General features: G+C 44.1%; 5 protein-coding genes, 1 tRNA gene and 1 pseudogene. 4 read left to right on the top strand and 3 right to left on the bottom strand.

Annotation, left to right across the window (positions count from 1 at the left end):
• Nucleotides 1-438: pseudogene (locus HMPREF0670_RS16680) on the bottom strand (WYL domain-containing protein); the annotation flags it as partial.
• A gap of 250 nt (nucleotides 439-688) precedes the next feature.
• Here HMPREF0670_RS16680 and htpG point away from each other — a divergent pair.
• The 4 genes from htpG (at nucleotide 689) to HMPREF0670_RS06145 (ending at nucleotide 5,791) form a co-directional block, all read left to right on the top strand.
• Nucleotides 689-2,743, top strand: a complete 2,055-nt coding sequence (htpG, locus tag HMPREF0670_RS06165; protein ID WP_009230288.1) for a molecular chaperone HtpG — start codon at nucleotides 689-691, stop codon at nucleotides 2,741-2,743.
• Nucleotides 2,744-2,906: 163 nt separating this feature from the next.
• A tRNA-Arg gene (locus HMPREF0670_RS06160) sits at nucleotides 2,907-2,980 on the top strand.
• A gap of 230 nt (nucleotides 2,981-3,210) precedes the next feature.
• Nucleotides 3,211-3,495 carry an HU family DNA-binding protein gene (locus HMPREF0670_RS06155; RefSeq protein ID WP_009230287.1) on the top strand — a complete coding sequence of 95 codons (285 nt, stop codon included), beginning with the start codon at nucleotides 3,211-3,213 and terminating at the stop codon, nucleotides 3,493-3,495.
• Nucleotides 3,496-4,216: 721 nt separating this feature from the next.
• Entirely contained in the window at nucleotides 4,217-5,791 is a 1,575-nt protein-coding gene (locus tag HMPREF0670_RS06145) for a ribonuclease E/G (protein WP_009230286.1), read from the top strand.
• A 223-nt stretch (nucleotides 5,792-6,014) separates the two neighbouring features.
• Here the strand turns inward: HMPREF0670_RS06145 and HMPREF0670_RS06140 are convergent, their stop codons facing one another.
• Together HMPREF0670_RS06140 and HMPREF0670_RS06135 are read right to left on the bottom strand one after the other, a co-directional pair.
• On the bottom strand, nucleotides 6,015-6,374 hold the full coding sequence (locus tag HMPREF0670_RS06140; RefSeq protein WP_232213863.1) for a hypothetical protein: 360 nt from the start codon (nucleotides 6,372-6,374) through the stop codon (nucleotides 6,015-6,017).
• A gap of 245 nt (nucleotides 6,375-6,619) precedes the next feature.
• Nucleotides 6,620-6,970 carry a hypothetical protein gene (locus HMPREF0670_RS06135; protein ID WP_232213862.1) on the bottom strand — a complete coding sequence of 117 codons (351 nt, stop codon included), beginning with the start codon at nucleotides 6,968-6,970 and terminating at the stop codon, nucleotides 6,620-6,622.
• Nucleotides 6,971-8,310 lie beyond the last annotated feature (1,340 nt).

The raw sequence follows: 8,310 nt of genomic DNA, 5'->3' as shown, positions 1-8,310 counted from the left end.
AGCCGATGGGCGGTAATAGCTGTGATAGGTAACGCGCAGCGTGTGGTTCTCGCGCATGGCTTGCAATATTGTTTTTAGCTGTTGGTTGTTGGTAGGCGTGTGTTGTAGCAGTATTCGGTCTTTCATTCGTTGGTTTTCCATCAGCAGGTTGCCCTCCGTGATGGTGTCGAAAAGCCATCGTTTAAGTGTTCCGTTCGCTATTTCGCCTTCGTTTGCGATGTAATAGGCATAGCGCCCCTTGTGTTCGCACTCGATAACAAGGCCCAATAAGTCTTCTACCCCGATGCGCCATTTATGGAAAGTGCGCAACGGAAGGTCTTCCCCACCGCTGAAATCAATCTCCTTACGCCACTCCTCGTTAATCTCTTCGAAAGTTATTTTGCGTGCTTTATATATGGTTTCGGCTAGCCAAATGTATTTGTTTAGTATTTTCGACATGGCTTTATGGTTATTAGTTATGCTGCAAAGATACGTAGAACCTATGTAAAAACAGGGCATAACTTTAACTTTTTACTAGAAAAATAATAAAGTATTTGTATGTTCGGGCTTATGGGTTCGATAGCTGTTTGTCCGCCTTATCTGTCGATATGCCATCTCCTTGCACATCATTCCAACTTGGCACAAAGTTTGCATATCATGCAAACGTATAACGATTATAACGAACTTAACACATTATTATATATATAACATGCAGAAAGGAAACATTGGGGTAACAACAGAGAACATCTTCCCCGTGATAAAAAAGTTTCTCTATTCAGACCACGAGATTTTTCTTCGCGAGCTGGTTTCTAACGCCGTAGATGCTACCCAGAAGTTGAAGACGCTGGCAGAGCGTGGCGACTTTAAAGGCGAACAAGGCGACTTAACCGTTCGCGTGAGCCTGGATGCCGACAAGGGAACGCTAACCATCAGCGACCGAGGCGTGGGAATGACGGCCGACGAGATTGACAGATACATCAACCAAATCGCTTTTTCGGGCGTAACCGACTTCCTCGACAAGTACAAAGACAACGCCAACGCCATTATCGGGCACTTCGGACTGGGTTTCTACTCGGCCTTTATGGTGAGCAAGAAGGTGGAAATCGTAACGCGCAGCTATCAAGAAGGCGCGCAAGCCGTGAAGTGGAGTTGCGATGGGTCGCCCGCTTACGAGATTGAAGAGGTGCAGAAAGACGACCGCGGCACCGACATCGTGCTGTATATCGACGACGATTGCAAAGAGTTCTTGGAGAAAGCGCGCATACAGCAGCTGCTCAACAAGTATTGCAAGTTCTTGTCCATCGCCATCGCATTCGGCAAAAAGACCGAATGGAAGGATGGAAAGCAAGTGGACACGGAAGAAGACAACATTGTTAACGATGTGGAACCGCTGTGGACGAAGACCCCCAGCACGCTGAAAGACGAAGACTACAAGGCGTTCTACCGCACGCTCTATCCCATGCAGGATGAGCCCTTGTTCTGGATTCACCTCAACGTAGACTATCCGTTCAACCTCACGGGCGTGCTTTACTTCCCCCGAATACACAGCAACATCGAGTTGCAGCGCAACAAAGTGATGCTGTATTGCAACCAAGTGTTCGTTACCGACCAGGTAGAAGGCATCGTTCCCGACTTCCTCACGCTCTTGCACGGCGTTATAGACTCGCCCGACATCCCCCTAAACGTGAGCCGTAGCTATCTGCAAAGCGATGGCGACGTGAAGAAAATATCGACCTACATCACCAAAAAGGTGTCCGATCGCCTGCAAAGTCTGTTTAAAGAAGACCGCAAGGGCTTTGAAGAGAAGTGGGACAGCCTGAAACTTTTCATCAACTATGGCATGCTTTCGCAAGAAGACTTCTTCGAGCGAGCCAAAGATTTCGCCCTGTTGAAGGATGTAGACGGCAAGTATTTCACCTACGACGAGTATCGCACGCTTATTAAGGACAACCAAACCGACAAAGACGGACAATTGGTTTGCCTGTACACCAACAACAACGAAGAACAATACTCGTACATAGAGGCCGCTCGTGCCAAGGGTTATAGCGTGTTGCTGCTCGAAGGCGAGCTTGATGTTCCTGTGGCATCGATGCTGGAACAGAAGTTGGAAAAGTGCCACTTCGTGCGTGTAGACAGCGACATTGTGGAGCGACTGATACAAAAAGACGACGCCCCGAAGAGTAATATAGACGAGGCCGACCGCGAAAATCTTTCGCAAGTGTTCCGCTCGCAGATGCCGCACATCGACAAAGCTGAGTTTAATGCCGAGGTAGAGGCTATGGGCGAAACGGCACAACCCATACTTATCACCCAAAGCGAGTACATGCGCCGCATGAAGGATATGAGCCGTTTGCAGGCAGGTATGGCTTTCTATGCGCAAATGCCCGATGCTTATAGTGTGGTGCTAAACAGCGACCATGCCTTGATAAAACGCGTGTTGGAGGCTTGCAAGCAAGCTACGGCCGACACATTGCAGCCCGTTGAGGCCGAAATTAAGGGCTTGGAGGCTCGCTTGGCCGCACTGCGCCAACAACAATCGGCCAAGAAACCCGAAGAGATTACCGAGGAAGAACGTGCCGAGGTGAGCAAAACCGAAAAAGAAATTGCCGACCAACGTGCGCAGAAACAAGCTGCATTGGCCGATTTTGGTAAGGGTAACGACATCGTTCACCAGCTCATCGACCTAGCTTTGTTGCAAAACGGACTGCTAAAAGGTGCCGCTCTCGATGCCTTCTTAAAGCGTTCGGTGGCATTGATAAAGTAAATTTTTGGTGTAGCGAAGGGGTTATAAACGCCCCTTCGCGCCCCGAAAAAGGCCTAAAATAGCCCTAAAACACCCCTAAATAACACTTTTTCGATAAAAAGTTAACGAAACATTTGGTGGAAAGGAAAAAACTCTATACCTTTGCACTCGCAATTCGGAACAAGGTTCCGTAGCTCAACTGAATAGAGCATCTGACTACGGATCAGAAGGTTGTGGGTTTGAATCCCGCCGGAATCACAAGAATTGAGGCTGACACACCATTGGTGTGTCGGCCTTTTTTGTGACCATTACTTACGCGTTGCAATGTAAACCGTTGAGAATTAGCAGGTTTTGAACCAAACAAAAACGCTCTTCCAAGCGTAAAAAATGGTAAATATATTTTCTTATCACATAAAAAACTCGTATATTTGCACTCCGTATCCGATAGGGAGAAATATGTGAAACCATAAAATAACAAAAAACAAGAAATGACAAAGGCAGATATTATCAACGAGATTGCCATACAGACGGGTATTCAGAAGAAAGATGTCTCAGTAGTGGTTGAAAGCTTTATGGAGACCATCAAGGGCAGTTTGTTGGACAAGAAAGACAATGTTTACCTTCGTGGTTTCGGCAGCTTTATCATCAAGCACCGCGCAGCCAAGACGGCACGCAACATCGCCAAGAACACCACCATCACCATTGCCGCACACGATTTACCATGCTTCAAGCCCGCCAAGAGTTTTGTTGAGAGCATGCGTGGCGAACAATAAAGGCAGGTTCTAATAATTACCTTTGCTGTATTTTTAGCTTTTAGCCGAGCAGATTTTGCTTACTTCTTGAAGGAGCATAGTGCACTATGCAACTGAAAGAGAAAGCAAAAGATGCCAGATAAAAGCAAAAAGACAGTGAAGAGCGATACAAGGAACAAACAATGAACCTTTGCGGGGAATTTTTAGAACATGCCTAAAAGGTTGCGACAATAACATATACATTATAAATAACAATTAAAAATTACAGCTATGCCAAGCGGAAAGAAAAGAAAAGGCCACAAGATGGCTACTCACAAGCGTAAAAAGAGACTGAGAAAGAATAGGCACAAGAGCAAGTAACCACACTTGCCAAGAGCTTATTCGCCATTGAAGGGCATGTCCGCAAATCCGTGGAGGACACCTGGAACAGCCCTTTTAGGCACGGTTCTTTTGGGCGAGTTCTATAAAATGGCCGTTCGGGCACTTTTATAGAACGCGCCTATAAGTTTCTTAACAAGGGTAGTGCGGCTTTCTTCGTGGGCTTTGCCAAGCCTGTTTGTCATGCCACGTTGGTTTTCACACGCCACAAGCACCATGCAAACACCATGCAAACAAAGCCCAGCTAACGCCAAACGCCCCATGCCGCACAGGTTGGTGCAGCGATGCACCACGTGCAAAAGAAACTTTATCGAACATGCCTAACAAACATTTAGGACGAAACTAAGGAGCTAACAAGAAGAAGATGACTAGCGAAGTAGTAATTGACGTTCAACAGAAAGAAATCTCGATAGCCCTGCTAGAAGACAAAAAGCTAGTGGAATATCAGAGCGAACCACGAGAGGTGTCGTTTTCTGTTGGCAATGTCTACATGGCAAAGGTAAAGAAACTGATGCCTGGGCTAAACGCCTGTTTCGTAGACGTAGGATTTGAACGCGACGCTTTTCTTCATTATCTCGACTTAGGAAGTCAATTCGACTCATACGCCAAGTACCTTAAACAGGTGCAGAGCGACAGGAAAAAGCTTTATCCCTTTGCAAAGGCATCAAGGCTACCCGACCTGAAAAAGGATGGTAGCGTGCAAACAACCCTCACTTCGGGGCAAGAGGTGCTCGTGCAAATCGTTAAAGAACCCATATCTACCAAAGGGCCGAGGTTAACGTGCGAATTGTCGTTCGCCGGTCGTTATCTCATTCTCATTCCCTTTAACGATAAGGTTTCTGTCTCTTCTAAAATCAAAAGCGGCGAAGAACGGGCGCGACTAAAACAGCTCATCCACAGCATTAAACCCAAAAACTGCGGCGTTATTGTGCGCACCGTGGCCGAAGGCAAACGGGTGGCAGAACTAGACGCCGAGCTTAAAACCCTTACCAAATACTGGGAAGAGGCCATCGAAAAGGTGCAGAAAACACAAAAGAGGCCACAACTGGTGTTCGAGGAAACGAGTAGGGCTGTAGCATTGCTGCGCGACTTGTTCAACCCAACCTACGAGAATATCTACGTAAACGATGAAGACGTTTTCAAAGAAGTAAAGCACTATGTGTCTATGATTGCCCCAGACAAGGTAGACATCGTGAAACTCTACTCGGGCAAGGTGCCAATCTTTGACAACTTCAACATCACCAAGCAGATTAAGTCGAGCTTTGGGAAAGCCGTCAACTACAAACATGGCGCATATCTCATCATCGAGCATACCGAGGCGCTGCATGTGGTGGACGTAAACAGCGGAAACCGCACGCGTTCGGAAAAGGGACAAGAGGCAAACGCACTTGAAGTGAACCTTGGTGCCGCCGACGAATTGGCCCGACAGCTGCGACTGCGAGACATGGGAGGTATCATCGTGGTGGACTTCATCGACATGAACCTCGCAGAAGACAGGCAGATGCTCTACGAAAGGATGTGCAAGAACATGCAGAAAGACCGCGCACGCCACAACATCCTGCCATTAAGTAAGTTTGGACTGATGCAGATTACAAGGCAACGCGTGCGACCAGCAATGGATGTAAGTGTAGACGAAACCTGCCCTACCTGCTTTGGAAAGGGAAAAATAAAGTCGAGCATCCTGTTTACAGACCAACTGGAAGGTAAGATAGACCGACTGGTTAACAAAATTGGCGTAAAGAAATTCTATTTGCACGTGCATCCATACGTTGCCGCTTTTATCAATCAGGGGTTCATCTCCTTGAAAAGGCAGTGGCAATTGAAGTACGGATTTGGCTTGCACATCGTTTCTTCGCAGAAGTTGGCTTTTTTGCAATACGAGTTTTACGATGCAAAGAAGCAGTTTATCGACATGAAGGAAGAAATCGAAACGAAGTAGCGTTTCAAACGGCAGCGGCCATGAACGAAAGCCATTTACTTTCGGCATACCAACGCCTCGAATTGAACTGACGAGAAAAGAAAAGTAAACTATTAAAGAAGGGGGAAAGGCCTTGTGTGGCTTTTCTCCTTTTTTATTGATTACAAGTCAGTAGGCTAGTCATCAATAATTTGGCTAATCATGCGTGTCTATATTTTCTTCATTATTTGTTATCTTCTAGTGGTTATTCATTATAATTAAAATCAATTACCCCTACATATTCTGGCCAAAGGTGGTCGGCTGTTTCTGGGCCAACCCATTTTTTAAACATCGGCACACGGAAATGAACAATGTCGCCTTCGTGCATCTTTTCGCCGAAGTCTCTATCATAAAAACCGATAGAGCTTCCCACAGGTACTCCTTTTCTGGATGTAGAACTTGTAATTAGAATAATGTTATAGAGCTCATTATTGTTGCTCTTGATAAGTGACAGTATTTTCCCCTCATACTTTATGTTTTCAAGATTCACTTCGGTGTTACATGATGTACCCAATGCTAAGGGGAAAAAGAAAAGCATGAGCCATAAAAGTACTTTATGTTTCATATTGTTTTGAATTATTTTTTTTAGGATGGGTTCAATTGTTTTACCAGTGTTAAGCATCAGAACAATCCTTGGACGAATAATAATAGGGCTTTCCCCCTCACTCTTGTAGATGTTCGAGGCGTAATCCTCGCCCTGCAATATATTGCTTTTGGTTGTTACAATATTATTGTTTGGATGCAACTCTAGAAAAATAATAGGAATGTAATAATGAATAGTCGTTTCTTAATCGTTATTATTTGGCGTTGTTAGTTATCATAAAATTCTACTATTCCGATAAACATTGGCCATCGGAGATCTTCTGTCTTAGGCCATTGCCATTCTTTGAAATCTATCACATGGAAATGAACAATGTCTCCCTCGCTCATCTGTTTGTCGTATCCCGTGCCAATGAAGCCGAGAGTTACCCCTACCGGTAACCCTTTGCTAGAAGACGATTTTGTAACTCTAATGATGTTGTAAGGCCTGCTTTTGCCTTCTAGCACGAGTACTTCTCCTTCGTACCTTATGCTTTTAAGATCCACCTCCGTGTTGCAGGCCGTACCCAAAGCTAAGGGGAAAAAGAAAAGCATGAGCCATAAAAGTATTTTATGTTTCATCTTGTTTTGAATTAATTATTTGTTACGTAGTAGGGGGTTAATAAACACTGCCGACAAACAAAGGCTTGCCGGTATCAATAGGTGAAGGGTGGCGTATCGGTATTCATAGGCGTTGTATTGTTAGTTGACAAGTTTACGGGTAAACAAGTTGACAAGGCCAGCTGTTAGTTGACGAGCTTACGAATAAGCAAGTTTACAAGGTGGCCTGTATGGCTCCGCATTAACTCGCGACTAAACGAGAACGTGCGAACGAAACTTGCGTTTATGCCGTAAAGTTAGGTAAAAAAGTTCTAATTTGCAATATTTTGTTGTCGAAAAATTGAATGTGAGATTAAATTCACTGATAGAAGCTGTTTTGACTTTTGTTATTTCTATAAATTGAGAGAGGGGTATTGTCTTTGCGCTGTAAAGCCAAGACAAACCACCCTGATCATCACGAAGAACCTTACCCAGGCTCTGTATTTTTGAAAATCTGGTTTCTTTGTCTGTGGCAAAATGTGGTTGTGCCTTGAAAATGGAATGAACTCATTAACTTGTCAACTCGTAAACTCACGAACCGACACACTCGTCAACTCGTCAACTTGTCAATTTTTAGGTGCGAATTTTAACATTATGAGTGCCTGTTTCTCTCAACAGTTGTTTGTTCGACCGCAAAAAATCGATTCTCGCGCAGGTTTGTTTTGATGCAAAATAGGGGTTGTTGAAAATGCGATCATAATGAATATTTATTTAATAGCACCGCCATCTACATCAAATTTTGGGCTATTAGCAGCAAAATGTAGTGCATTTTGGTGCTAAACACACTGCAATTTGCCGCTAAACGCAGTGCGTTTTGGTGCTAAATGCCCTGCGTTTTGATGCTAAATGCAAGGCAAAATGGTGCTAAATGCAGTACTAAATGCTGCTAAATGCGAGATGAAAGGCATAAAAATACACTGCAATGGTATAAACAAAACCCTTGTGAGCCATTAAAAACATGGCTAAAAAGGGCGAAATGGTCGTTAAAAAGTAGGTTTTTAGGGTATAAAAGAGGGTAATTGAGCTTGAAAAATTACGAGGTGGCAGCCAAACTAGAAAGGTAAAAAGGTGCAAAATGCACGTTTTGTTCTTAAAAACAGACAAAGCTAAAGACCTGAAAGGTTAGAAACAGTGGCTGTTTACCTACTTTTTATCCCATATTTTCGCTAGAATGGCGTGAAAATAAGAACTGTAATGTAAAATAAAAATAAAGAAATTAAGTTTTTGATTTAATGAGTTTATAATTTTTTTGGCTAATGGGTTTATAATTTTTTTGGCTAATGGGTTTATAAGTTTTTGGGTTAATGAGATTATAAGTTTTT

It is taken from the genome of Prevotella sp. oral taxon 317 str. F0108 (genome assembly GCF_000162415.1).
Taxonomy (GTDB): Bacteria; Bacteroidota; Bacteroidia; order Bacteroidales; family Bacteroidaceae; genus Prevotella; species Prevotella conceptionensis.
This window is presented reverse-complemented; position numbering and strand designations above follow the sequence as displayed.